The 24,738-nt window shown below is 65.5% G+C and carries 23 protein-coding genes; 13 read left to right on the plus strand and 10 right to left on the minus strand.

Annotation, left to right across the window (positions count from 1 at the left end):
* Window positions 1-900 carry a LysR family transcriptional regulator gene (locus tag AC3WK8_RS08305; protein WP_085596530.1) on the plus strand — a complete coding sequence of 300 codons (900 nt, stop codon included), beginning with the start codon at window positions 1-3 and terminating at the stop codon, window positions 898-900.
* Window positions 901-906: 6 nt separating this feature from the next.
* On the opposite strand, the gene AC3WK8_RS08310 is transcribed toward AC3WK8_RS08305, so the two are convergent.
* Together AC3WK8_RS08310 and AC3WK8_RS08315 are read right to left on the minus strand one after the other, a co-directional pair.
* Complete coding sequence (locus AC3WK8_RS08310) at window positions 907-1,824, minus strand: phytanoyl-CoA dioxygenase family protein (RefSeq protein ID WP_103323862.1); 918 nt, start codon at window positions 1,822-1,824, stop codon at window positions 907-909.
* Window positions 1,825-1,990: 166 nt separating this feature from the next.
* Window positions 1,991-2,428 carry a hypothetical protein gene (locus AC3WK8_RS08315; protein ID WP_085596528.1) on the minus strand — a complete coding sequence of 146 codons (438 nt, stop codon included), beginning with the start codon at window positions 2,426-2,428 and terminating at the stop codon, window positions 1,991-1,993.
* 245 nt (window positions 2,429-2,673) lie between these two features.
* Here AC3WK8_RS08315 and AC3WK8_RS08320 point away from each other — a divergent pair, with 245 nt between their 5' ends.
* Genes AC3WK8_RS08320 through AC3WK8_RS08345 form a run of 6 tightly spaced genes read left to right on the plus strand, consistent with a single transcriptional unit; the run spans window position 2,674 to window position 9,282 of the window.
* Entirely contained in the window at window positions 2,674-3,858 is a 1,185-nt protein-coding gene (locus tag AC3WK8_RS08320) for an MFS transporter (RefSeq protein ID WP_103323861.1), read from the plus strand.
* A complete protein-coding gene (locus AC3WK8_RS08325) occupies window positions 3,848-4,996 on the plus strand; it encodes a class II histone deacetylase (RefSeq protein WP_103323860.1) in 1,149 nt (382 codons plus the stop codon). The genes AC3WK8_RS08320 and AC3WK8_RS08325 overlap by 11 nt, the downstream gene beginning before the upstream one ends.
* A 25-nt stretch (window positions 4,997-5,021) precedes the next feature.
* The gene (locus AC3WK8_RS08330; protein WP_103323859.1) at window positions 5,022-6,407 is read left to right on the plus strand and encodes a carbohydrate porin; all 1,386 of its coding nucleotides are present in this window, start codon (window positions 5,022-5,024) and stop codon (window positions 6,405-6,407) included.
* 19 nt (window positions 6,408-6,426) lie between these two features.
* Window positions 6,427-7,509 (plus strand): hypothetical protein, encoded by a 1,083-nt coding sequence (locus tag AC3WK8_RS08335; RefSeq protein WP_158250047.1) that lies wholly within the window; start codon window positions 6,427-6,429, stop codon window positions 7,507-7,509.
* Between the two features lie 16 nt (window positions 7,510-7,525).
* Complete coding sequence (locus tag AC3WK8_RS08340) at window positions 7,526-8,500, plus strand: SDR family NAD(P)-dependent oxidoreductase (RefSeq protein WP_158091417.1); 975 nt, start codon at window positions 7,526-7,528, stop codon at window positions 8,498-8,500.
* On the plus strand, window positions 8,497-9,282 hold the full coding sequence (locus AC3WK8_RS08345; RefSeq protein WP_103323858.1) for a MoaF C-terminal domain-containing protein: 786 nt from the start codon (window positions 8,497-8,499) through the stop codon (window positions 9,280-9,282). The genes AC3WK8_RS08340 and AC3WK8_RS08345 overlap by 4 nt, the downstream gene beginning before the upstream one ends.
* 13 nt (window positions 9,283-9,295) lie before the next feature.
* Here AC3WK8_RS08345 and AC3WK8_RS08350 read toward each other — a convergent pair whose 3' ends face one another.
* Together AC3WK8_RS08350 and AC3WK8_RS08355 are read right to left on the minus strand one after the other, a co-directional pair.
* Window positions 9,296-10,312 carry an AraC family transcriptional regulator gene (locus AC3WK8_RS08350; protein ID WP_146043230.1) on the minus strand — a complete coding sequence of 339 codons (1,017 nt, stop codon included), beginning with the start codon at window positions 10,310-10,312 and terminating at the stop codon, window positions 9,296-9,298.
* 106 nt (window positions 10,313-10,418) lie between these two features.
* Window positions 10,419-11,957, minus strand: a complete 1,539-nt coding sequence (locus tag AC3WK8_RS08355) for an MFS transporter (protein WP_103323856.1) — start codon at window positions 11,955-11,957, stop codon at window positions 10,419-10,421.
* A 154-nt stretch (window positions 11,958-12,111) separates the two neighbouring features.
* Between AC3WK8_RS08355 and AC3WK8_RS08360 the strand changes: the two genes are divergently transcribed.
* On the plus strand, window positions 12,112-12,744 hold the full coding sequence (locus tag AC3WK8_RS08360) for a TetR/AcrR family transcriptional regulator (RefSeq protein WP_103323855.1): 633 nt from the start codon (window positions 12,112-12,114) through the stop codon (window positions 12,742-12,744).
* A gap of 29 nt (window positions 12,745-12,773) precedes the next feature.
* A complete protein-coding gene (locus AC3WK8_RS08365; protein WP_103323854.1) occupies window positions 12,774-13,148 on the plus strand; it encodes a hypothetical protein in 375 nt (124 codons plus the stop codon).
* 46 nt (window positions 13,149-13,194) lie between these two features.
* On the opposite strand, the gene AC3WK8_RS08370 is transcribed toward AC3WK8_RS08365, so the two are convergent.
* The 4 genes from AC3WK8_RS08370 to AC3WK8_RS08385 all read right to left on the minus strand — a co-directional run bounded on the left by AC3WK8_RS08370 (window position 13,195) and on the right by AC3WK8_RS08385 (window position 18,287).
* The gene (locus tag AC3WK8_RS08370) at window positions 13,195-14,220 is read right to left on the minus strand and encodes a DUF6602 domain-containing protein (RefSeq protein WP_103323853.1); all 1,026 of its coding nucleotides are present in this window, start codon (window positions 14,218-14,220) and stop codon (window positions 13,195-13,197) included.
* Window positions 14,221-14,250: 30 nt separating this feature from the next.
* A complete protein-coding gene (locus AC3WK8_RS08375) occupies window positions 14,251-15,345 on the minus strand; it encodes a DNA alkylation repair protein (RefSeq protein ID WP_103323852.1) in 1,095 nt (364 codons plus the stop codon).
* 74 nt (window positions 15,346-15,419) lie between these two features.
* Window positions 15,420-17,249: a monovalent cation:proton antiporter-2 (CPA2) family protein gene (locus AC3WK8_RS08380; protein WP_053136130.1), complete on the minus strand. Its 1,830-nt coding sequence runs from the start codon at window positions 17,247-17,249 to the stop codon at window positions 15,420-15,422.
* A 147-nt stretch (window positions 17,250-17,396) separates the two neighbouring features.
* Window positions 17,397-18,287, minus strand: coding sequence for a LysR family transcriptional regulator (locus tag AC3WK8_RS08385; protein WP_085596515.1), 891 nt, complete (start codon window positions 18,285-18,287; stop codon window positions 17,397-17,399).
* 168 nt (window positions 18,288-18,455) lie between these two features.
* On the opposite strand from AC3WK8_RS08385, the gene AC3WK8_RS08390 reads away from it, so the two are divergent.
* The 3 genes from AC3WK8_RS08390 (at window position 18,456) to AC3WK8_RS08400 (ending at window position 22,518) form a co-directional block, all read left to right on the plus strand.
* Window positions 18,456-19,538 (plus strand): 4-oxalomesaconate tautomerase, encoded by a 1,083-nt coding sequence (locus tag AC3WK8_RS08390; protein ID WP_085596514.1) that lies wholly within the window; start codon window positions 18,456-18,458, stop codon window positions 19,536-19,538.
* A 330-nt stretch (window positions 19,539-19,868) separates the two neighbouring features.
* The gene (locus AC3WK8_RS08395; protein WP_085596513.1) at window positions 19,869-21,173 is read left to right on the plus strand and encodes a CitMHS family transporter; all 1,305 of its coding nucleotides are present in this window, start codon (window positions 19,869-19,871) and stop codon (window positions 21,171-21,173) included.
* 91 nt (window positions 21,174-21,264) lie between these two features.
* Window positions 21,265-22,518, plus strand: a complete 1,254-nt coding sequence (locus tag AC3WK8_RS08400; protein ID WP_103323851.1) for an OprD family porin — start codon at window positions 21,265-21,267, stop codon at window positions 22,516-22,518.
* A 5-nt stretch (window positions 22,519-22,523) separates the two neighbouring features.
* Here AC3WK8_RS08400 and AC3WK8_RS08405 read toward each other — a convergent pair whose 3' ends face one another.
* Together AC3WK8_RS08405 and AC3WK8_RS08410 are read right to left on the minus strand one after the other, a co-directional pair.
* The gene (locus AC3WK8_RS08405; protein ID WP_103323850.1) at window positions 22,524-23,534 is read right to left on the minus strand and encodes a M48 family metallopeptidase; all 1,011 of its coding nucleotides are present in this window, start codon (window positions 23,532-23,534) and stop codon (window positions 22,524-22,526) included.
* Window positions 23,535-23,561: 27 nt separating this feature from the next.
* Window positions 23,562-24,161: a LemA family protein gene (locus tag AC3WK8_RS08410; RefSeq protein WP_085596511.1), complete on the minus strand. Its 600-nt coding sequence runs from the start codon at window positions 24,159-24,161 to the stop codon at window positions 23,562-23,564.
* A 124-nt stretch (window positions 24,162-24,285) separates the two neighbouring features.
* On the opposite strand from AC3WK8_RS08410, the gene AC3WK8_RS08415 reads away from it, so the two are divergent.
* Complete coding sequence (locus AC3WK8_RS08415; RefSeq protein ID WP_103323849.1) at window positions 24,286-24,717, plus strand: DUF4265 domain-containing protein; 432 nt, start codon at window positions 24,286-24,288, stop codon at window positions 24,715-24,717.
* Window positions 24,718-24,738 lie beyond the last annotated feature (21 nt).

Raw genomic sequence — 24,738 nt, forward strand, 5'->3', positions numbered from 1 at the left:
ATGTTCGACTGGAACGACCTGCGCTTTTTTCTCGAACTGCAACGCAGCGGGCGCCTGCTCACCGCGGCGCGACGGCTGAACACCACCCATGCCACGGTGGCGCGGCATATCGAGGCGGTGGAGAAAGCCCTGGGCACTGCGCTGTTCGTCCAGCACGCCCAGGGCTATGAACTGACCCCGGCCGGCGAGGCGCTGCTCAAGCACGCCGAGGCCATGGAGAACGTGGCGCTGCTGGCCCAGGAGGAAATCACCCAGTCCAGCGCGTTGCTGGGCAAGATCCGCGTCGGTGTCACCGAGGGCCTGGGGGTCAAGTTCCTCGCCAGCCGCATGGGCGGCCTGTTCGAGCGTTACCCGGGGCTGGAGGTGGAACTGGTAGCGGTGCCGCGGTTCGTCAGCATCCTCAACCGCGAGGCGGAAATCAGCATCCACCTGGAACGACCCAGTGCCGACATGCTGGTGACCCGCAAGCTCACCGACTACCGCCTGGCGCTGTACGCCAGCCAGGCCTACCTGGACCGCGCCCCACCGCTGCGCAATCGCGAGGACCTGGGGCGCCATGCCTGGATCGGCTACGTCAACGACCTGTTGTTCAGCCAGGAGCTGATGTTCCTCAACAGCTTTTGTCGCAATCCCCAGGTGCTGTTCCACAGCACCAGCGTCATCGCCCAGCAAGAGGCAGCCCGCTCGGGCCTGGGGATCGCGGTGCTGCCGTGCTACATGGCCGCCACGGATCGGCAGCTTGTGCCGTTGCTGCCCACCGAGAGCATCCAGCGCGCCTACTGGATCAGCACCCGCCGCGAGCTGCACAAGTCGGTGCGCCTGCGGGTGGTCTGGGACTACCTCATGGAGCTGTGCGCCACGCACCAGCCGGTATTGCTGGGGACCGCCCCACAGGTCTAGGGCGGCTCACAAAAGCGGCCCACAGTGGGCCGAGCGGCTGAGCAGGTCGCCGGCCTGGATATCGACGAAGCGCGAGCCATAGGACAGCGGCTTGAGTGCCCCGCGCTCCTGGCCCATGCCCAGGCCGCCAGTGGTACGGGTCTCGCCGTCCTGTAACAGCGGGTCCAGGCGTGCCTGGGCAGCCACCAGGCGCAGGGTCACGGCCTGGCGCCGGGACAGCTCGCCGGCGAGCAAGGGGCTGGAGCGGTGCCAAAGATACTTGCTGAACAGCAGGGCATCGCCGGGCTCGAAGGCTTCTTCGATGCGCTGTCGCTCGAAGCGCTCGGTCAAGGGGCCCGGGCTGGCGTAGGTCTGGCGCAAGAGCTCGGACAGCTCGGCGATCGACTCGCCCTGGGCCAACTGCTGGGCCAGCATTCGCGAAAACTGGAAGTTGCCCAGGGCCGAGCACAGCGACAACGGCACCCAGGCCATGCCGCCACCCTGTGCCTCTGGGCGTACCGGTTGCAGGGGCAGCCACAGGCTGAAGGCCGGGTCTTGGGGGCGGATGTAGCGAAAGTTCAGCGAATCGTAGTGCCAGGCGAAACCCGAGCGCCCCTGGCCCAGCTCGAAGCCCTGGGCCTCACACAGGATCAGCCGGCTGTCGGTGAGGTAAGTCAGTACCTGGGCCAATGCCGGCTGGCCTTGGAGTTGCCGGAGAATGCCGTCCTGCTCCAGGCGGTGGGTCAGGCGGTTGAACCCCTCGCCAGCGCTGGCCTGGGTCGGGCGCAGTTGCTGCTCCACCAGCTGGCGCAACGGTTCGATGGCGGCGCTGCTCAGCAATCCCGGGAGCTTGAGGTAGCCCTGTTCCTGGAACAGCCGCCGCTGATGCGGGTCCAGGGGCAGGGGATTGACCAGGCAAGGGGCGGGCGGCTGCGGCAGGTTCACGGGCGTATTCCATTATCGGGGACAAGTGCCTGAGTATGGACAGTGGCGTCGCTGACCGAGCGCTGGATTCGACCTCGACCGGTGTTTAAGCGACACCTGCCACCGGTTGCTGTCGGCGTGCGGCCAGGCTAGGGCGAGTCTGTCGCCGTTGGCACATCGAGCGCTGTCAGGAGTTGGGGCCGGCAGCTTGCAGGTCTTGCTGGCGGATGTAGGAGTCCTGGCTCCGGATGAACCGGTCGAAGGCCCTGGAGTTGTAGACCTGCAAGCAAGCGTGCAGCACGACTTTTCCAGGACGGTGCTTGCTGTTGGCCGCGACCTGGTCATAAGCCTTGAAGACGTAGTCGGTGGTGGCGTCATAGGGGTCATGCAGGGTCGTGAGTGTGTCTTCGTCCTGCAGGACCTGATGCAGGCCTGCGCCCATGACGCCATACATGCCGATGGCGTGCCCAACGTCCTCGCCCATGGCCGAGCGCTCGGGAAACTGCCTGGCCATGCAGTAGGCCAGGCCATAGTTCTTCAGGGACTGGCGTGCAGCCGCCAGGTCCTGCGCGCCAGCCGGGCCCACGCCTGCCATCAGGCACAGCGCCAGCGAAAGCCTTTTCATCCTTGATCTCCTGAGTCATGGGCCGGCAGCGGCCGTTGCGGCGCCGATGGTCGAAGCCGCCATCGCGCTTGTCAATGCCCCGGCTCGCCGGGGCGCCTGGCCAACCTGATAGCGCCTGCGGGCATTGGCGTGAAAAGACAAAAAGTCGTCATCAATTGAAGCCGGTCGTCGCCAGGGCCGTTGCTAGATTGGCAGCCGTTGCCGTGCCACCTCACCCATAACAATCAATAACGAAGGTGCCTATCGTGAGCGCTACCGCCGAACCTGCAGCCCTGCCGGGCGAGGCCAGTCATCGCTGGCTGCTGATCACCATCACCCTATGTGCGTCGGTGCTACCGGCGACCTTCCTCTGGGCCCCGGCCCTGTCCATGCAATTGACCTCGCAGATCGGCCTGAGCCCGAGCCGGATCGGCGCGATGTTTTCCCTGGAGCTGATCTTCAGCAGCCTGGCCACCTTGCCGGCCATCTACTGGCTGCGCTCGGGGCACTGGCAGCGCTGGGCCTTGCTGTTCATGGGCCTGTACATCGGCGGCAATCTGGTTTCGGCGCTGCTGCTGGAGCGCCATTTCGACGCCTTCCTGGCGGCTCGGGGCGTCACTGCACTGGCCGCCGGTTCACTGCTGATCCTGTGTACCCGCAGCGTCGCGCACCTGGATGATCGCGGGCGGGCGTTCGGCTCGATCATCTTCGGCCAACTGATACTCGGAACCCTGGGACTGGCGGTGTTACCCAGCGCCTTCCAGCATTTTGGCCCCGGGGTGTGCTTTGCCTTGCAGGCGCTGTTGATGCTGGCCTGCGTGCCGCTGTGCCGGCACTTCGTCCGGGTCCCGCAGCTAGCTGCCAGCGGTGGGCGCCGTCGCTTGGGGGCTTCCAGGCATGGCCTGCTGGGGGTGGCCTCGATCTTCCTGCTGTATGTGTGCCTGGGCGGAGTCTGGACCTTCATCAGTGCCTTGCAGGCGCCCACGGCCATGGATCGTGGGCAGTTGGACCAGCTGCTGACCCTGTCCAGCGCGCTGGGCATCCTCGGCGCCGGCGCCGCCACCTGGCTGGGGCGTGATCGCTATCGCGGGACATGCCTGCTGCTGGGGTTCGCCGCGTTGATCCTGGCCTTGCTGGTGATGGCGGCGGTGCCCCGGGCGGATGCGGCCTTCATCGCGGTGCTGGTGTTCAAGTTCACCTGGACCCTGCTGGTGCCCTTCATGCTCACGGTGATCAGCCTGCACGATCGCGAGGGCGGCTTGATCAACCTGACCAACCTGGTCCTCGGCCTGGGGCTGGCCTGCGGCCCGGCGCTGTGCGGCTACCTGCTGGAAACCTTTTCCTACCAGGCGATGTTCGGCTGCGGCGCGCTGCTGGCTCTGCTGGCCGCCGCGGCGATCAACCTCGCGCACTTCCACCTGCCATCCAAGAGTCTTTGCCATGAAGCCTGAATTGCATCCTTCAGCGGGCGCCAGTGCGTTCCTGTTCGACGAACGCTGCCTGTGGTTCCACTCCGGCCGGGCCTCGGCCTTGGCGGCCCCGGTCGGCGGGTGGGTCCAGCCGCTGGCCAGCGGCTCGGGGGTAGCCTCGGCCGATTGCCTGCGGCGGCTCAAGGCGTTGATGGACGCCAGCGGCCTGAGCCGGCAGTTGCGAGTGGAGTCTGCAGCGCCGGCCTCCCTGGCGCAGATGGCCAGGGTCCATGACCTTGAGTACCTGGAGCGTTTTCGCCGGTTGAGCGAGCAGCAGGGAGGAGAACTGGGATTGGCGGCGCCATTCGCCGCCGGAGGCTTCGAGCTGGCGGCGCTGTCCGCCGGGTTGGCCAGGGCGGCGGTGGAAGGCGTGATGCGCGGCGAGTACCAGCGGGCCTATGCCGCCTGCATCCCGGCCGGGCACCACGCTTTGCGGGACCAGGCCATGGGCTCGACGCTGCTGGCCAACTCGGCCATCGCCGTGGAGCACGCCATTGCCGAACTCGGTGCGCGGCGCGTGGCCATCGTCGATTGGGACGTGCACCACGGCAACGGTACCCAGTCTCTGTTCTACGAGCGCGGGGACGTGCTGACCATCTCCCTGCACCAGGAAAACTGCTTCCCCCCGGGCTCCGGCGGCGCCGACGAACTCGGGCGAGGCGCAGGGCAGGGGTGCAACCTCAACATCCCGCTGCTGCCCGGTTGTGGCCACCAGCAGTACCTGCATGCCATGGCGCAGTTGGTGGTGCCGGCGTTGCTGCGCTTCGCCCCGGACCTGCTGGTGATCGGCAGCGGCTACGACGCCAGCACCTACGACGTGCTCGGCCACATGCAATTGCACAGCGGCAGTTTCCGCGAGATGACCCGGATGATGGTGGCGGTGGCCGAGCGCCTCGGCCATGGACGCCTGGTGATGATCCATGAGGGCGGCTACTCGGAGGTCTACGTGCCGTTCTGCGCGATCGCCGCCATCGAGGCCCTGACCGGCCTGCAGACCCAGGTCCGCGATCCCTTCATCGAGTTCATCGAACAGCAGCGGTTGGCGGACGACTTCGACCGCCTGCACCGCCAGCGCGTGCAAACCCAGGCCCGGCAACTGGAGCTGGTGCCTGCTCCTTGAGTCCATCGCCCATACAGGTCCGACCATGAATCCTTCCAATAACAACAATCGATTCTTCGTCCAACGTGGGACTGTGCTGGCGTGCTGCGCCCTGTGGGCCGGGTGCGCGCTGGCCGGCCCGGATCAGCCCGGCACGGTCGCGAACCCGGCCGCACCGGCCCGGGCACCGAGCCTTGGCGAACAGCTGGACGCCCAGGGTATCGCCGTGCACGGCTTCGGTAGCTGGTACAGCTTGTACAACACCTACGGCGTGGGGCGTCGCCAGGACCAGAACAATCTGTTCCTGATGCTGGCGGCCGACTTCGACCTGCACAAGCTGCTGGGCGTGAAGGGCGCCAGCGTGCACCTCAAGCAGAGCTATGCGCCGGTGGCCAGCAATGTCGACTACGGTCCGGCGCTGGGGGACATCTATGGCGCGGTGGCGCCTTTCGTGCCGAAGAAGGCGCGGCTGGTGCAGCTGTCCTACGAACAGCGCCTGCTGGAGGATGCCCTGAAGCTGGAGCTGGGCCGGAGCAACCCCGCGACCTCATTCATGCAGCCGGCTTGTGCCTTCGTGTTCACCTGTTTCAACCCGCTGACGCTGATGAACGGCTCGGTGTTCGCCTATCCGTTCGCCTACTGGAGCGCCACGGCCCGCTACAACTTCGACGACAACCGCTTTGCCCAGGTGGGTGGCTGGTTGCTCAATGGGCAGATCCCCTTCGAGTCCGGCTGGAACTGGCGCGAGGAACGCCACGACGGGCGCTTCTTCCTGGCCCAGGTCGGCACCCAGACCCGTTTTGGCGAGGCGCTCTATCCCAGTCGTTTCGAGCTGGCCCTGTATCGCTCCACCAAGAAACAGCCCAACCCCAGCCGCACGGTGGCCGGTACCTCGACCTTGCTCGACCGAGGCTCGGCGCCCAAGGTCCAGGAGCATGCCGACGGCATTCTCTTCAATTGGCAGAAGACGGTGTACCGCGCCGACGGTGGCAGCCGCCCGTTCGATACCAACCCGCGCAGCCTGACCCTGGAAGGCGGGCTCAGCTCGTCGCTGACTCCCGGGGTCACCGGTGGGGTGGATGCCTTCGGCTTCATCGGGGTCAATGCCCTCAATGTCATTCCGGGCCGCCCGCTGGATAGCCTTGGTGCACGCCTGAGCTGGTTTCGCGTGAGCAAGGACTTCCAGGCCCGCCTCAAGGATGCCGGACGCCTCTCGGGCAGTGCCTACGAGCAGCCACGGGACAGTTTCGTCGCCGAGCTCAATGGGCGCTTCGTCCTGGGTAGCGGCGTGACCCTGGACCCCTTCATCAACTACGTGCTGCAACCCAGTCGCTTCCAGAACCCCTTCGCCGAACAGCGTCCGGCCAGCGGCTGGTTGTTCGGCCTGGGCCTGAACTTCGCCCTCGACCCGTTGCTGGGCTGGCGCCACTGATCCCTTGAGGAGAGTCCCGATGAACCTTGTGCAAACCCAGGACCTGATCTTCTGCAACTGGCAACAGGCGGCAGTGGACGGTGACCTGGAACAGCAACTTGCCGCCTTGCTCGAAACCATGGCTGCAGCCCTGGCCGAACGAGGGCTGAGCCTGGGTGCGATGCTCAAGCACAGCATCGCCATTCGCAATGGCGCCGTGGACCCGCTGGCGGCGATCCAGGCATTCCATCGCCAGTGCCATGCCCTGGCCCCCGGGCTGGTCCGGGAGCCCAGCGTCGGCACCCTTTTCCGGGTGCCACACCTGTCCCGGGAAGGGGCGCTGGTGGCGCTCGAGGCGGTATTCGCCAGGCATGCCACGCCGGCACGGCGGGCCCTGTTCGACGACCTGCCGATGGATGTGGCGCGGGCCCTGGAGTATCGCGGCCAGGTGTTCCTCACCGGTTTCGAGGCCCTGGAACTGCTGGCGCCGGAGCGTGGCTTCAGCGCCGATAACCTGCAGGTCCGTCCCGGTCTGGCGGAGCAGGTGGAGGTGATCCTGGACAAGATCCAGGACAGCCTCCGGGCCCTGGACGCCGACTGCTCCGACCTGGCCCGCCTGACCCTGTACCTGCGCGCCGACCAGGACCCGCAGCACGCCCGACAGTTGGTAACGCAGGCTGTGCGCCAGCGGGCCGATGCCAGGGTGGCCGAGGCGCTGCAACTGTGCGTGCTACGTGGCCACGGCATGGTCCTGGAGGATTTCAAGATCGAGATCGATGGCCTGGCCTTGCGCCCGCAAGCCCCGCGGCCAACCTGGTTCAGCCTGGCGTGCGGCGAGGCCGGCAGCTTGTCGCTGGCGAGCGTGGAGCAGGCGGCGGGGGCCCTGGCCAGGCGCCTCGACACCGGTGGCCAGCCGGCGGCCTTGCAGGTGTTGCTCAAGTGTCCCGGCATCGAGGCCGGCCCCGCGGCGAGCCAGCCCTTGCTGGAAGCGTTCAGCCATCAATTGCAGCGTGAGCTGGGGCCCGTGGCGACGTTGCAGCTGTCCGTGGCGCTGCTCTGGGTCAAGGCCCTGGAGGCACCCGGTGCGGCCCTGGAGCTGGACGCCAGCCTGTTCATTCAATGAAGGAAGGAGTAGCAACATGTCATTCGATACCCATACACGAGCCTGGGACCTGGTCCGGGACTTGGACCTCTCCGGCAAGATCTACCTGGTGACCGGCGGCACTTCGGGGCTGGGCAAGGAATGCGCCCGCTGCCTCGCTGCCCGTGGCGCCCGGGTACTGGTGCTGGGCAGCAGCGCCGAACGCGGCAACGCCGCCCTGGCCGAGCTGCGGGCCGCCACCGGCAGCCAGTCGCTGCACTTCGAGGCGGTGCGCCTGGAGTCATTGCGCGACGTCGAGCGGCTGGCCTCAAGGCTGCTGGAGCAGTTGCCGCACCTGGACGGCGTCATCGCCAGTGCGGGGATCATGGCCACCGATTTCGCTCGTACCGACGATGGCCTGGAGCGCCAGTTCGGCATCAACCATATCGCCCACCATCGGTTGATCACCCGGCTGTTGCCGTTACTGCGCCAGGCGGCCGCTGCCCGGGTGGTGCTGCTGACCTCGGGCGCCCATCGCCTGGCGGGCATCGATTTCGCCGATCCCAACTTCGAGCACCGGGCCTACGATCGCTGGACGGCCTATGGCCAGTCGAAGTCGGCCAACGTGCTGTTCGCCGTGGGCCTGGACCAGCACCTGGCCGAGGAGGGCATCCGCGCCCTGGCGGTGGCCCCCGGAGTGGTGGCCGGGACCAACCTGCACAATCACCTGACCGACGCCGACTTCGTGCCCTTGCTCGAACGCCAGCCCGGGCTGCGCCAGTTGACCCGGCGCAAGAGCACCGAGGAGGGTGCGGCGAGCATTCTCTGGGCCCTGCTGCATCCGCAATTGGAGGGCTGTGGCGGTTACTACCTGGAGGATTGCCAGGTGGCCTTGAGCAACGCCGATCCCCTGGATCACCTGGGCGTCATGCCCCGGGTGCGTGATGTCGCCCAGGCCCGGCAACTGTGGACGCTCAGCGAGCGGCTGATCCAGCAAGCCCTGGCTGGCGAGCAGCGGGAGGTGCGGCCATGAACCCGCTGGAACAGGCGCTTCCCGGATTCGATGACTTTGCCGCGCAGTTGCGCCTCAACCGCCTGCCCGACAGCCCGGCGCTGCGCGGGCGGCGCTTCGTCCTGGGGTTCGCCGAGCAGCGGGGCGAGCTGGCGTTCGATGACCAGGGCGAGGCCCGTTGGCAGGGCCTGCCGTTGGCACTGGCGGCGGGGGGCGGGCAAGCCAACGTGGTGCAGGCCTGTGCCGGGCTGTTTTTCATCGACCTGCCATTGCCGGCGGCGCAGCGCCAGAGCCTGGTGGTGATCATCGACGAGCAGCGATCCCGGGCCTTGCTGGTGCATTCCTGGCTGGATACCGAGCGCAAGGCTCGCGGGTTGGCCTCCAACGTCGGCCAGGCGCTGCATCACGCCGGATTGGATGGCCGGCCGGCCGGTGCACCGCCCGAGCGCAGCGACGAGCTGATCGGCAAGCGCGTGCTCAATCTCTACAGCCAGGACACGGCGGTGGAGCATGTCTATCTCAACAGTCGCTGGTACGCCTATCAGATCCATGGCGGCGTGCGCCATGGTGATTGCGATTGCGACGAGGCCAGCTACTTCAAGCTGCGCGACCAGCTGTACCTGGTGAGCTTTCGCGAGAAGGCGGTGGATGTGGCGATCGTCTTCGTCCTCGACACCAGGGCCTGGCGCAATACCGGCATGGCCCTGGGCGAAGTGGATGGGGCCTGGTTCAACGTGCCCATCGGCGCGCAGGTACGGCTGTTGAGCGAGACGGCGTATCCCGAAGGCATCTCGCCGCTCTGAAGAGCCGGGCCGGCTAGAGGAACTGCCGCCGATAGCGCAGCGGCGGCACCCCGGTCCAGCGTTTGAAAGCCTTGGAGAACGCCGCGCTGTCGGCGTATCCCAGGCTGTCGGCGAGTTCGTCGATCCGCGTGCCGGGATGGCGCATGCGTTCCAGGGCGAGGCTGTGCCGCACTTGCTCCAGCAGCTCGGAGAACACCACCTGTTCCAGGGCCAACTTGCGCTGCACGCTGCGTGGCGACAGGCACAGCTGACGCGCGATGCGCTCCAGGGACGGCGGCTGTTCGCCCAATTGCCGTTCCAGCAGGCGCCGCACCCGCTCATGGAAGCTGCCGCTGTGTTGTTCGGCGCACAGGCCCTGGACGTGCTCGCGAAAGAACAGCAGGACGTCGGCATCGCAGCCCTGGCCGGGGCACCTGTGATCCAGCCAATGGCTGGCGAAGACGATGCCGTTGCTGGGCGCGGCATCCCGCACCGGGCAATCCAGCAGCCCGCCCAGGGCCTCGCGGTCCTTGGCCGTCAGTGCATGGCAGAGGTCGATCCGCTGGGCCCGCCAGTCCTGTCCCAGGCGCAACTGCAAGACATGGATCAGCATGCCCAGGCTGAACTCCACATCCTGGCGGCAGGCCCTGGCCGGGTAGGCGGGTAACTGGTAGCTGATCTGTACCTGCTCGCCGTCGATGCGCAGTTGGGTGCGGGTGCCGCCCTGCAGGGCCGTGGTGCTGAGATTGAGCTCCAACAGTGCGCCGTGCAGGGTCGCTTCGTTGAGGAACAGCTCGCGCAGCGGCGAGAGTACCGGTGAGCGGCTGGCGAGGCCGATGCGCGCGCCCAGCAGCGGGTCGTCCAGGGTCCGGGCCGCTTCTTCGAAGAAGCCCAGGTATTGATCCAGGGGAATATGGTCCGCGGGTTTGAGCCCTTGCCACCGGGCCTGGCAGGGCGATGGCAGGCGCAGCTGCCGCTCTTGCAGGTACTCGAGCAAGGGGCTGAGCTTCAGGCGGCGCACATAGGCGCCGACGGGGCGGGATGCAGGCATGGCGATGGCGTTTTTCTTATTGTTCTGCAAGGCACGTTCCCAGGTGGCACGCGCGGTCCGGCAACCATACTAGACGAGGAGAAAAGCCCCGGACAATGGGCATCGTTCACCTGTTCTCGCCCCCTTGGGGCAGGGCGTTGCCATGCCCTGCGGGCTGCTCCGCGTGTTTCGCGCGGGGCTGTCGGCGAATAGCCAGCAGCAAGCCCATGGCCAGCAGGCTGGAGGCACCCGCCAGCAGCATGGCCAGGTGCAAACCGCTGGTCATGGCCGTGCGGTACAGCTCGCCGAACAGCGGGTTGTTTAGTGGCAACTGGTGTTCGGTCACCGCTTGGCGGGCCAGTTCGCCGGCGTTGGCCATGCCGCTGGCCCGAGCCGATTCGCCTAGCACCTGGATGGCCCGGGCGCCCATCAGGCTGCCGAGCAGGGCGATGCCGATGCTCATGCCGGTCTGGCGCAGGGCATTCATGCTGGCCGAGGCGATCCCGGCGCGTTCCGGCGGGGCGCAGGCCATCACCGTCAGGCCGGTGCCCGGCAATGCCAGGCCCATGCCCAGGCCCAGCAGCCCCAGCAACGAGCCCACCAGCCAGTAGGGGGTGTGGGCGTCGAACAGGGTCATGGCGGTCATGGCCAGGCCAACCAGGCCGTAGCCGGCCACCATCAGCCAGGACAGGGGCACATGCTGGTTGATGCGCCCGAAGCCGATGGCTACCAGGCCGGTGACGGTGAATTGCGGCAGCATGCGCAGGCCGGTCTCGGCAGCGGACCAGCCCTGGATCTGCTGCAGGAAGATCGAGAAGAAGAACAAGCTGCTGTAGCTGGAAAAACCGAGGATGAACGAGGCCAGGTTGGCCACGGCGAACGGGCGCTGGCGGAACAGGTCCAGGGGTAGCAGCGGCCGTTGCACCCGCCGCTCCACCAGGGTGAAGGCCAGCAGCCCCGCGGCGGCCACCAGCAAGGTCAGCAGGGGGCCTTGGCTGGCGAAGCCTTCTTCGCCGGCGAGGATCAGGCCATAGGTCAGGGCCGCCAGCCACAACACGCTCAGGGCCTGGCCCAGCGGGTCGAGGGCAGCGTGCTGCGGGTGCTTGCGCTCGCTGATTCCCCAGCACCCGAGGGCCAGGGCGAGGAGGCCGATGGGCAGGTTGATCAGGAAGATGCTCTGCCAGCCGACGGACTCCAGCAGCAGGCCGCCCACCAAGGGGCCGAGGATCAGCGCCAGGGCACTGAACGCCGACCAGCCGCCGATGACATGGGCCCGCTGGCGCAGGTCGGGGAAGGCGTGGCTGAGGATCGGCATCGCCCCGGGAATCAGCAGTGCCCCGGCCAGCCCCTGGACCGCACGCCCGGCCAGCAGCAACCCGAGCTCCTGGGCCAGGGCACAGAGCGCTGAACCCAGGGTGAACAACAACACTCCGGCCAGCCAGCAGCGCTTGTGGCCGAAGCGGTCGCCCAGGGGGCCGGCCGAGAGCATGAAGGCCGAGAGGCAGATGGCATAGGCGTTGACCACCCATTGCAGGCCGGCCAGGTCGGTGGCCAGGGCCTGTTGCAGGGTCGGCAGGGCGACGTTGACGATGCTGATGTCCAGCGAGGCGAGGAAGGTTCCGAGGTAGGCGGCGGCCACCAGGGCCGGGCGACGATAGCGTTCCATCAAACATCTCCCGTGGAGGGCTGGAGAGGGGCGAGGCACTCAGGTTAGTGTTTCGACTGACCGTCGGTCAATGGAAAATGATAAATATTCTCAACTCTCTTTTGCCCGGCAATTGCCCTAGACTGGCGGCCCTCGCCACCGCCCGGAATCGTTCATGATCGTGAAACGCCACAAGGCCCAGGAACCTGCCAGCGACTTGCCGCAGCCGCGGACCAAACCCGCCGAAGTGCGCCTGGAAGAATTGATGGGCGCCGCCCGCAGCCTGTTCCTGGAACAGGGAGTGGAGGCCACCACCATCAGCCAGATCGTCGAGCGCGCCGGGGTGGCCAAGGGCACCTTCTATCACTACTTCCAATCCAAGAACGACATGCTGGCGGCCCTGGGCGAACGCTACACCCGGGACTTCCTCGATTGCCTGGAGCAGGCGGTGGCGGCCTGCGCCGAGGATGACTGGGTGGCGAAGGTCAGTAGCTGGATCCGCGCCAGCGTCCAGGCCTACCTGGCCACCTACCGCCTGCACGACATCGTCTACCCCAACCATCACCACCATGGGCGCGGCAACCCGGAGCGCAATGCGATCCTGCAGCAGTTGCAGGGCATCCTCGAAGGAGGGCGGCAGGCCGGTCGCTGGCCCCTGGAACAGCCGACGGTGATCGCCTCGCTGATCTATGCCGGGGTGCACGGCGCCACCGATGACGTGATCGCCGCCCGCCAGGAAGATGGCCAGGCCCTGGCCGAGGCCATCGTCCAGGCCTGCCTGCGGATGCTCGGCGTGACCCAGCCCTGAAGTTCTCCTCGGTACAAGGAAAGACCTCGATGAAACACAGCAAACGCCTGCTCGGCGCGGTACTGGCCGTATTCCTGGCGTACAAGGGTTATGGCTGGTTCTACTACGGCACGCCCTACCAGGACCGCTACTACAGTGACGACCGGGCCTTCTACTACCAGAAGTACCGGCTGTTCAGCTGGCGCGCCTGGATTCCGACCATGACCATGCCCGGCGATGGCGACAGCTCGCGCTACTCCACCGGTGGCTACCTGCGGGTGTTCAAGGCCGATGGCAGCCTGGTGGGCGAGTCTTATGACCCGTGCATTGCGGTGGTGGAGGTGTCCTGGGGCAGCGAGCACGTGGTGGGCTTTGGCTGCGACGACCACCTGATAGCGTTGCCGGCCACGACCGCCAAGGACTGAAGCCCGGCGCGCTGCGGCCGAGTTGCATGTGGCCGCAACGCAGGTTTCAGAAGCCGTTGGCCCGGGCGAAGTCCAGCCGTGGGTCGCTGATGCGCGTAAGGTTCACTGCGGCGCCCGACCAGCCACCTTCCATCTCTTCGCTCAAGTGATAACGGCCCAGGTCGTACTGGATCGCGGTGCTGCCCAACTGCGGATGACCGACCCGGCTGGTGAGGGTCTGCAGCAGGCTGGAGATCAGGAACTGCAGGGGCGAATCGCAGGTTTTCAGGCCGATCCCGTAGTCGAAGCCCTGGTCGTCACGCTCGCGGAAATAGCCGAGGAACTCGCGTTTGTCCAGGTTGAATCCAAGCACCCGGTTGAAGGCCTGGCGGCAGGCCTCCAGCTCTTCGCCGGCAACCCGGGGCAGGCCCAGGATGTTGTTGAGGTTCTTCAGGGTCACGCAGCCCTGGGTGGCGATCACCTCCGGCATCAGGATCACGTCCTGCTCGCCCTGGGCCAGGGGCTCGCGGTGCCAGGTGTTGAGGCTCTGGCGCAGCTTGTCCAGGCTGCCGGCGGTATAGCCGTTGTAGCCATAGATGTAGGTTGGCGGCAGCAACTGGTCGCGGACCGAGAAGGATTGCGCCGGGGGCAGGTCGGCGAAGGGTTTGCGGTACATGAACTGGCTGTAATGGTCCATGGATTCCCGGGTGATCGACACCTTGAGGTTGCGCACCGACTTGCCGTTCTCCAGGGCCTGGAACAACTGCGTTTCGTTGAGCTGCGACTTGACCTCCACCGTGGCCACCACGCCTTCGATCAGGTACACGTCGGCCGAGCCGAAGGTGCGCAGGATGGGAAAGTCGTTGCGGTAGATGATCAGGTCGATCTGCTTGGAGATCCCGCCCTCGGCATCGACGATCTGCCCCGAGCCGATGCTGATATTGCGCGGCAGGAAGCGTTGCAGCACATCCCTGATGAAACTCTCCCGGGCGTCGCCCAGGATGGTCTTGTGGTCGGCGATGCTGCTGCTCACCGCAAAGCTGCTTTCCAGCACCTTGGCGATGGACTTGGCCCACCTGTTGATGATTGCCACGAGGTCTTCCTTGTGTGGATTGAGAGGGGCTCAGGGCAGCAGGTCGAAGTGCGCGCTGGCCAGCCGTTCGCCGTTGACCAACAGGTGCACCAGGTGGCGCCCGGGGTAGTGCCGGCGGGTGGTGAATTCACGGATCTGCTGTTGGCGGGCCAGTGCCTGGCGCGCCTGGCCGGGCAGGGTGAAGGTCTTGAGCTTGAACACCTTGGTACTGGTGGCGCCCGAGGCCTTGATGTAGTCGATGGCGTAGTCCACCACCAGGCGCTGGGGCTGCGAGCTGCCGGAAACCAGTTCCAGCGCCAGCTCCAGGCGCTCGCCCAGGCGCAAGGCCGCAGGCGTGACGGTGAAGTGCTTTACCTGGACCTCGGCCCGGGCCCCGGCGCCGATCAATGCCAGGGCCTGGCGCTCGCCCTGCTTGATCAGGCTGCGCAGGCCATGGCGGACGATCCAGGCCGTATGCGGTTGCTCCAGCGGCCAGTCTTGCAGGCGTTGCAGCACCCACTGCGGGTGGTCCTTGGTGATGTCGTTGAGGTGGTTGGCCACCGACTTGCGCACATACAGGCTGGGGTCGTTGCGCAGTCGCTCGAGGATCGGCGCCGCCAGCCCAGGTTCGGCCTGCAGGCGTTCCAGGCGGAATGACCAGGGCAGGCGCGGGCGGCTGCCTTCGCTGGCCAGGCGGCGCACATGTTCGTCCGGATCGCGCGACCAGTCGTACATATGCTCCAGGGTCGCCGCCTGCTGGTTGACCAGGAACGGGCGCACGGCGAACTCCGAGGAGCCAAAACCGGTGAAGAACTTCAGCGCCGCCATGGAACGGGCGAAGTCATGGGTGCCATGGCTGGCCACGAAGTGCGGCAGGAACATGCAGACGAAGCGGCTGTCGAGCCGTGGCGCCAGGGCATACAGCAGTTCCAGGCTGTGTTCGTAGGGCCCGGGCAGCACCTGGTGCAGGCTGTCGCTGACCCGCGCCAGGCGCTGCATCACCGAGAGCTCGGCCAGGCCCTGGCTGGCGCGCTTGAGAAAGCCCGGGTGGTCGAACGCCGGATACACCTCGCGCATGGCGTCGGCGATATGCACCAGGCGTCGCTGGTTGAAGATTTCCTTGAGGGCAGGGGCAGCGTCGCTCATCGAGGTTTCCTGTCAGGGGAGGGAGGCCGCCCAATCTAGACCGGGCGGCTGACAGAATCTGTCAGGAGAGTGCTTCAGCGCATCGGCGGTAGCAGGTTCTCTTCCAGGCGTTCGTCCTCTTCGTCGGCCTCGAACAGGCGGGCCAGTTCGGCACGGGCTTCCTGGGCGGTCTGCATGACCTTGGCCTCGTCGTCGTACACCTCATGCTGGGCGGCCAGCAATTGCTGGTCGTGCTGGGTGAAGCGCTGGATCCGCGAGTCGGCCTGGACCTGGCTGAGCCCGAGACCGATCAGGGTCCGGCGGCTCATCTCCAGGCTCGAGTAGTAGGTTTCCCGCACGGCCTGGGCGCCCAGGTCCACCAGGCGGTGCACGTGCTGGCGGTTACGTGCGCGGGCGATGACTTTCAGGTGCGGATAGAGCTTGCGCACCTGCTCGGCGGTCTTGATGTTGGTGTCCGGGTCGTCGGTGGCGATGACGAAGAACTCCGCCTGGCCGACCTTGGCAGCGCTGAGGATTTCCGGCCGCAACGGGTCGCCATAGAACACCGGGATGCCGCCGCCGAAGCTGCGGATCAGCTCGATGGTCTCCACCGAGGTGTCCAGGGCCACGAACGGCACCTTCTGCGCCCGCAGGATACGCGCCACGATCTGGCCCATACGACCCATGCCGGCGATCACCACCCGCGGTTGGTCGGAGTCGATCCGGCGGTATTCGGCGGGCATCTCCACGGGTTTCGGCTTGGGCTTGAGCAGGCGCGAACAGGCCAGCAACAACAGTGGGGTCAGGGCCATGGACAGGGTGATGGTCAGCACCAGCAGGTCGTGCAGGCGCGCGTCGAACAGGCCCTGGTCGCGGCCGATCTTGAACACCACGAAGGCGAACTCACCGCCCGCCGCCAGCACCACCCCGAGGCGGATCGCATGCTCGCGGTCCAGGCCACCGGCCAGGCGCCCGACCACGAACAGCAGCGGCAGCTTCAGGCCGATCAGCAGCAGGGTCAGGCCCAGCACGGCCAAGGGCGCGCTGAGCAGCAGGCTGAGGTTGGCACCCATGCCGACGCTGATGAAGAACAGGCCCAGCAGCAGGCCCTTGAAGGGTTCGATCTGGGCTTCCAGCTCATGCCGGTATTCCGAGTCGGCCAGCAGCAGGCCGGCGAGGAAGGCGCCCAGGGCCATGGACACGCCCACCAGGTCCATCAGCCAGGCGGTACCGATCACCACCAGCAATGCGGTGGCGGTGGAGACCTCCGGCAAGCGGGTCTTGGCCACGATGCGAAACACCGGGCGCAGCAGGTAGCGGCCACCGACCACCACCACGGCGATGCTGCCCAGTACCTGCAAGCCATGGCGCAGGTCCTCGGCGCTGCTGGTGTGGTGATCGACACCGGCCAGCACCGGCACCATGGCGATCAGCGGGATCGCGGCGATGTCCTGGAACAGCAGGATGGCGAACGCCAGGCGCCCGTGGGGGCTGGTCAGTTCCTTGCGTTCGGCCAGGCTCTGCAGGCCGAAGGCGGTGGACGACAGGGCCAGGCCCAGGCCCAGCACCACCGCGCTGTTGAGCGTCTGGCCGAAGAGGAACAGCGCCACGCTGCCGATCACTACCCCGGTCAGCAGCACCTGGGCCAGGCCGACCCCGAAAACCGCCTTGCGCATCACCCACAGGCGTCGCGGCGACAGCTCCAGGCCGATGATGAACAGCAACAGCACCACCCCCAGCTCGGAGATGTGGCTGACGCTCTGGGGATTGCCGATCAGGCCCAGCACCGACGGGCCGATCAGCACCCCGGCCAGCAGGTAGCCGAGCACGGCCCCCAGTTGCAGGCGCTTGGCCAGGGGCACGGTGACGACCGCGGCGCAGAGAAACACGACGGCGGCTTGTAGCAGGTTGCCTTCATGGGGCATCGGGGGGACTCCTGGTAGAACGGGGCGCTGGGATGTCGCCTGGCAGCGCTTGAACAAAAACGGCGTGGATGTTCTGAGACTGGCGGTGCTGCCGTCAAGGCACGTCTGCCCAAGTGCCGTGTGGCATGGATAGCGCTTGCTCCTGGGTCAGTGAGGCCATTGTTCGCGCAGGATCGAGACGAATTTTTCCGCTGCCGGCGATAGCGACGCGCCACGTCGGTAAACCAGCCCCAAGGTACGATTGACCACGGGATCGGTCAGGGGAATGCTCACCAGCGTGGGGTGGTCGGCGGCCGGCATGGCCAGGCTTGGCATTGCCGAAATCCCCAGGCCGGCTTCCACCAGTCCCAGGGAGGTGGACAGATGCTGCACCTCATAGAACCACTGCGGACGCCAGCTCAATCCGGACAAAGCATGATCCAGCAACATGCGATTACCGCTCATGCGCCCGACTCCGATCAGGCGATGATCGCTGAGTTCGGCCCACCTTACCGAGCTGCGTCCGGCCAGCTCATGGTCGCGCCGGCAAGCTAGCACGAAGGGTTCGTTGACCAGGGGCACGAACTCGATGTCGGGATGCTGGCCGCTCATCATGTTGATGCCGAAGTCCACCTCGCCTCGCAACACCGATTCCAGGCCATCGTTGGCGCTGAGATCGAGCAGGCGGATACGGATTTTCGGATAGCGCTGGTTATACAGGCGGATGACCGACGGCAGGAAGTAGAAGGCTGCCGTGGGGATGCAGGCCAGGGTCACCTGGCCGATTTGTCGCTGCGCCAATTCGCGAATGTTGAGGATCGAGTCGTCGAAGTCATCCAGCAAGCGCCTGGCTTTGGGCAAGAAGTCACGGCCAACGCTGGTCAGGCTGACTTTACGGGTGGTGCGGTCGAGGAGAGCGGTGCCCAGGCCTTCTTCGAGTTTTTTCATGCGTCGGCTCAGGGCTGGCTGTGACAGGTGCAAGGCATCGGCCGCCTCATGAAAACTTCCAAGTTCGGCGATTTTCACGAAGGATCTTATGTCCTGGAGCTCATATTCCATGAGGTTCTCTCAAGATGGGGGCTAGGGAATGTAGTGATGCACATTATTTAATTGATGCGTTTATCGCAATAATAGCTCTGATATTTGCATTGGAAACACTATTTGAATCCTGACACTCTTGCTTCAAGGACATTAATTTCCTTGATTGATCAACAAGAGTCAGTATTCATGCAGAAAATTCCTTGTGTATTGATGCGCGGCGGCACTTCCAAAGGGCCGGTTTTCCTGGCCAGGGATCTGCCCCTGGCCATTGCTGAACGTGATGAACTATTGCTCGACCTGATGGGGTCCGGTCACGAGTTGGAAATCGATGGTATCGGCGGTGGCAGCCCACAGACCAGCAAGGTGGCGATCGTCAGCCCATCGTTGCACCCGGAGGCCGATGTCGATTACCTGTTCGTCCAGGTCATGGTGTCTCAGCGGCGGGTAGATACCGCGCCCAACTGCGGCAACATGCTGTGCGCCGTTGGACCCTTCGCGATAGAGCAAGGACTGGTCAGGGCCATGGGCGCTGTGACTCAGGTGCGGATTCGCAATCTCAACACCGGCATTCTCGTTATTGCCCAGGTGCAGACGCCCGATGGCCAGGTCAGTTATGAAGGCGATACCGCCATCGACGGCGTGCCGGGCCGTGCGGCACCAGTGGCCCTGACATTTCTCGATGCTGCCGGCAGCAAGACTGGCCAGTTGTTTCCCACCGGCCAGCCCCAGGACCTGATCGACGGGCTGACTGTGACATGTATCGACATGGCAATGCCGATGGTACTGGTGCCAGCCGCCCAGTTGGGCAAGCGCGGTGATGAAAGTCCGGCGCAACTGGATGCCGACCCGCAATTCTTGCAGCGCCTGGAAAGCCTGCGCCTGCATGCCGGGGTAGCCATGGGCCTGGGGGATGTGAGTGACAAGGTGATTCCCAAGCCGGTGCTGGTGTCCCGGGCCCAGGCCGGGGGCACCCTGGCGGTGCGCTATTTCATGCCCCACAACTGCCATCGGGCCCTGGCTATCACCGGCGCCATCGGCCTGGCTACCGCTTGTGTCACGGCTGGTAGTGTCGTGGCCGAGATCTTGGGCGGAGTCAGTGAGCCGCCCTTGCAAAAGGTCCGTATCGAGCACCCCAGCGGAGGTATCGATGTGCTGTTGTCCTACCCCGAAGCTCCCCAGGGAATCCTTCGTGCCTCGGTGGTTCGTACCGCCCGGCGATTGTTCTCCGGTTATGTCTATGTACCGGCTTCACAATCGTTGGACGGCTAGCCAAGGCTGTCGCTGGTGCGCTTCGCACCAGAACAATTCCAAGAACAGGTGATGCCATGAACCATGTCGAATCGCTCCACCTGAGGATCCGTTTGCTGCGGGCCGGTCGTCAGGCCGTGCCGCGCATGCCGGACGGCGAATTCCCATCCCGATGAAAACCGGAAAACCTTACTGGCGCCCCAGTTCGGTCTGATCAGCACCACGGTTGCGCTGTCCCCCAATGCATCTGTTCAAGAGTTTGTGCCGGGTCCCCGAATGGTTGCCCGGCGCCACGGCGGCCGTGCGCCTGCATGCCGGCCATGCTCACCATAAAAACAAGAGAATCGACTTATGCTCGCGTTACTCGGCCTCGCCATGGTGGTGGTTTTCACCTTCCTGATCATGACCAAACGCCTGTCGCCCATCGTCGCCCTGACGGTGGTACCGGTTGTCTTTGCGCTGCTCGGCGGGTTTGCGGACAGTACCGGCAAGATGATGCTCGACGGTCTGAAAATGGTCGCTCCGTCGGCAGCGCTGCTGCTGTTCGCCATTCTGTTTTTCGGCCTGATGATCGATTCCGGATTGTTCGACCCATTGATTCGCAGGATTCTCAAGCAGGTCAACGGCGATCCGACCAAGATCGCCATGGGCACCGCCTTGCTGTCGCTGGTGGTGGCCCTGGATGGCGATGGTACTACCACCTACATGATCACCTGCGCGGCGATGCTGCCGTTGTACAAGCGCATCGGCATGAACCCGATGATCCTCGCCACCATTTCCATGCTGTCGTTGAGCATCATGAGCGGCATGACTCCCTGGGGAGGTCCTGCGACACGTGCCATCGCGGCGCTGGGCCTGGATGCCGGCGAGTATTTCGTGCCGTTGCTGCCGACCATGATCGGTGGCGCGGCCTGGGTAGTCTTCACTGCCTACCTGCTGGGACGGGCCGAGCGCAAGCGCATCGGCAACGTCCATCTGCAAAGTGGGGGCGGTAACTGCTACATCGAGGCGATTCTCGAAGACACGCCGTACAAGCGGCCGAAGCTGGCCTACGTCAATCTGCTGCTGGTTGTGGCCGTCATGGCGGCGCTGGTGTCGGGCCTGATGCACTCCGCGGTGTTGTTCCTGCTCGGTTTCGTCCTGGCGTTGATGATCAATTACCCTCGGCTGGATATTCAAAAAGAACGCATTCTTGCCCACTCAGGCAATGCAATGACCGTGGTCTTGTTGGTATTTGCCGCCGGGATCTTCGCCGGGATCTTTTCCGGTACCCGAATGGTCGATGCCCTGGCCCAGGCATTGGTGGACTGGATCCCGCCGTCTTGGGGTCATCTGTTTCCGCTGGTGGTAGCGGTTACCAGCATGCCGCTGACCTTTGTCCTGTCCAACGATGCCTACTACTTCGGCGTGGTGCCGATCCTGGCCAACGCGGCGGCGGCTTATGGCATTTCTCCCCTGGAAATCGCCCGCGCCTCGATCCTCGGCCAGCCGGTGCACCTGATGAGTCCGCTGGTGGCCTCGACCTTGCTGCTGGTGGGCATGGTGGATCGCGACATCGGCGACTTCCAGAAAGCCACGGTGAAGTGGGCGGTGCTGACTTCGCTGGTGATCATGGCCCTGGCCTTGTTGACCGGCGCCCTGACCTTGTTCGCCTGACTCGTTCAAAGCCCACTTTCGTTGTCTGGCGCGCCTGCTGGCGGGGCGTCTGGCGACCTGCGCCTTGAATAACAACAACGAGAAGTACGACATGAGCCATTTGCTGATCCGCGTAATGCTTGTTCCCGGCCTGAGCCTGTTGCCCCTGAGCCTGGTCCAGGCCGCGGGTTTGATCGACGACAGCAGCCTCAAGCTGCAATTGCGCAACGTCTATTTCAACGAAAACTTCCGCGACGAACACGGCCTCAGCGCCAAGGCTGCGCGCACGGCCAAGAGCGAGCGCACCGAATGGGCCCATGGGTTGCTGCTCGATTATCAGTCCGGATTCACCCCCGGCACCCTGGGGTTCGGGATCGATGCCCTGGGGCTGTGGGGCGTGCGCCTCGATTCCGGCAAGGGCCGCAGTGGCACGGGGCTGCTGCCGGTGCACGACGATGGGCGCGCCGCAGGCGAATTCGCCAGTGCCGGCGCCACGGCCAAGGTGCGGCTGGCCAAGACCACGCTCAAGTACGGCACCCTGCTGCCCAAGACCCCGTTGCTGGTCTACAACGATGCCCGGCTGTTGCCGCAGACCTACCACGGCACCCAGCTCACCAGCACCGATATCGACGGCCTGAGCTTGACCGGCGGCTATCTGCAGCGCTTCAAACTGCGCGACTCCACCGACAGCGTGGGGCTGGTGCCCGACGGCTACAGCGGCGGCCAGTCCGGGGACTTCCGCTATGGCGGGGCCGAATACCAATGGAGCAAGACCCTGCGCCTGAGCTATTTCCATGGCGAACTCGAGAACTTCTATCGGCAGGACTTTGTCGGCCTGCAACATGAGCTGGCGCTGGGGCAGGGGACCTTGACCAGCGACCTGCGCTACTTTCGCAGCGCCGATTCAGGCGCGGCGTTCGACGGCAAGATCGCCAACCGCCTGTTCAGCGGCCAGCTGACCTACGCGATCGCCGGGCATTCCCTTGGCGGCGGCTACCAGCGCCTCAGTGGCGATGCCGGCTTGCCGTATATCAGCGGCGCCACGGTCTACTCCTTCAGTAATGCCGGGATCGGCAAGTTCATCGAGGAGGGCGAGAGGACCTGGATGCTCGGCTATGGCTACAACTTCGCCAGCCTGGGTGTTCCCGGCCTGACCTTCAGCTCCCGCTACCTGAGCGGCAATGACGGCAAGTCCGGCACCCGCGTCGATGAGTGGGAGCGCGACAGCGAACTGGCCTATGCGCTCCAGCAGGGCTCGTTCAAAGGGCTGGGAGTGAAGCTGCGCAATTACGTGTATCGCTCCGACTACTCACGTGGGCGCGACAGCAACCGCCTCTACATCACTTACGACATTGCCCTCTGGTAGCGCATTTACAGCGGCTTGAAGCGCCCATCCCACTGTGGATCCAGGCGCCGTATGCGCTCGGCCAGCGGCGGGTGGGTGGCGAACAGCCGGTTCAGGCGCGACTGCACGCCCTGGTGGAAATACATGTGGCTGTATTGCGCGGCGTTGAAGGCCTTCAGGCGCGAGCCGGCGGTGCAGCAGCCGATTTTCTTCAGCGCCCCGCTCAGGCCCTGGGGATTGCGGGTGAACTGCACGGCCGAGGCGTCGGCGAGGAATTCGCGCTGGCGGCCGATGGCGGCCTTGATCAGGTTGCCCAGCAGGGTGCCGAGCGAGCCCAGGATCAGCAGGGCCAGGCCGAGCACGGCGAAGACGATCTGCCAGATGAAGCGGTGGCGGTCGCTGGCCAGGTGCTCGCGTTCGGCCTGGCGCAGCACCAGCACGCCCGCCAGGCTGAACAGCAGCAGCCCGTGGATCACCGCCAGCAGCCGGGTGTTGAGGCGCATGTCGCCGTTGTGGATGTGGCTGAATTCGTGGGCGACCATGCCTTGCAGCTCATCGCGCTCAAGCCGGGAGAGGGCGCCCCGGGTCACCCCCAGCACCGCTTGGTGCGGGTCGAGACCGGCGGCGAAGGCGTTGATCGCCTCTTCGGGCAGTACATACACCGCAGGCATCGTGGTGCCCGAAGCCAGGGCCATTTCCTCGACGATGTTCAGCAGCCGCTGTTCATCGCTGTTGCGCGCCGCGCCGTTGACCAGGCGTCCGCCCAGGTGCTCGGCGATGACCTTGCCGCCGGCGCGCAGGCGCCAGGTCTTGTACCAACTGCCCAGCAGCACCACCAGGACGATAAGGGCGGCCACCACTGCGACCAGGGGCCAGTTCAGTACCTTGGGCTGCCCGGATTCCTGGTTCAGCTCGCGCCACAGCCAGCCAAGGCCAAGGCTGCTGAGGGCGGTCAGGCTGGCCACCGCCAAGGCCATCAACGACAGCAGCTTGAGGGTGCGGCGCCGGGCCTGGGCCTGGTGTTGAAAGAATTTCATGCAAACATCCGCAGGGTAGGGGCCGCTTTACTGGAAGGCGATCCGGGTGGCGTCTTGAATCAGCGCGCTGTCGCTGAATTGCAACAGGGTGGCGTCGCTGCGATGACCCAGCAAGCGGGCGAAGAACAGCGCCGGCACCTGCTGCTTGCACAGGTTGTAGTCGGTCACCGCATCGTTGAAGGCCTGGCGGGCGAACGCCACTTTGTTCTCGGTGCTGGTGAGCTCCTCGCTCAACTGCGCCATGTTCTGCGAGCCCTGGAGTTGCGGATAGGCCTCCAGGTTCAGGTGCAGGTGGCCCAGGGCCTGGTCCAGGGCGCCCTGGTCCTGGCCCAGGCGCAGGATCTTCTCGCGGTCGCCAGGCTCGGCGGCCGCTGCCTGCAGGCTGTCCCGGGCGGTGTTGCGGGCCTGGGCCAGGGCGGTGAGGGTGGTGTGTTCGTGCTGCAGATAGCCCTTGACGGTTTCCAGCAGGTTGGGAATCAGGTCATAGCGGCGCTTGAGCTGCACTTCGATCTGGGCAAAGGCGTTGCGCAGGCGGGTGCGGCGGATCGTCAGGCGGTTGTAGAGGCTGAACAGGTACAGCGCCAGCAGGGCGAGCAGCGCCAGGGTGACGATATCGGCGGTGGCCATGGATGTCCTTATCGAGGTGGGGCGTGGGGGCGGCCATGGTAACGGAATACTTGCGGCCGATGGTTGCCAGGTCCGGGCAATTCTGCGAAAAAGCGCTCCCATTTCGCACAACTAGGGACTGGCGATGGACAAGATCATGCTCCGGCTGACGGTGGTCGACGACTACCCGCCGGTTGCCAGCGAAGGCGTCTGGGCCCGGCTCCAGTCTTGCGGGCACTACCGGATCGACAACATTCCCTTCTATTCCCGCGAGCTGTGCTGGGGCGACGAGGTACAGGTACGGGTGGCGGATGACGGCCTGAAATGGTTCGAGCGGGTGATCCGCGCAAGCACCAACAGCACCCTGCGCCTGGTGTTCCACGAACCGGGCCACGACGAGGCGCAACAGGTCCTGCAGCACTTGGTGGCGCTGGGTTGCAGCTGGGAAGGGCTGCATCGCTGGTTCTACGCACTCAACGTGCCGGCCGAGGCATCCCTGGACCAGGTACTGGATTATTTGCAGGAACTCGGCGAGCAGGGCTGGCTGGACTATGAACACGGATTGCTGCGTCAGTGACGGCCAGACCGAATGCACAAG

The organism is Pseudomonas sp. FW507-12TSA, assembly GCF_058781435.1.